Genomic DNA, 572 nt, shown 5'->3' on the forward strand with positions numbered 1-572 from the left:
GTTAATCGATACATAATCACCCGAGTGAATAGTTTTTTATCCTTTCCAATATAAGCTTCTTTTATTTCAAAGGTCTGTCCTGGTTTTAAGGTATCCATGATGTGCTCTAAATCAACTTTGATGTACTGAGATTGTTTTTTTATTGTTCCGTTTCGAAAGTATTCAGGAAATTCATTTTTGACATATACCCTATTGTTTAATTTGAGTCGCGATATATAGTACACACCACGTTGATCCATTTGATCTAAATCCTCTAATGAAAAATATCCTAAATCACGAATACATAAATCGCCTGGCCGTAACGTATCTAAACATTCTGTTCCGAATGTTTTATCATTATTTTTTCCAGGTCCCACTTGAAAATTAAGAAATTGTCCACTATGCAAATCATATTCTAATTGAATTTTGATCCCAGCTGTTTGCGCACAGCCACCTGAACCAGGATATATATGTTCCAAAGTATGGGGTACTTGAAACATAGTGGCATCCATGATGCGAATACGTTTAAAATGCGCAAAAAGTTGGCTAGAAATGTGAGTTTGTTCACAGATTTTTTGTTGGAACAACAAAGA

1 protein-coding gene is annotated in these 572 nt (G+C 34.3%); it reads right to left on the reverse strand.

From position 1 onward, the window contains the following. The coding region (locus MKO96_RS29210) for an IS4 family transposase (protein WP_240589346.1) at nt 1-572 on the reverse strand (572 nt) is incomplete at both ends.

Origin of the sequence: Bacillus sp. ES1-5 (assembly GCF_022487605.1) — a bacterium.
Classification (GTDB): domain Bacteria; phylum Bacillota; class Bacilli; order Bacillales; family Bacillaceae_G; genus Bacillus_A; species Bacillus_A wiedmannii.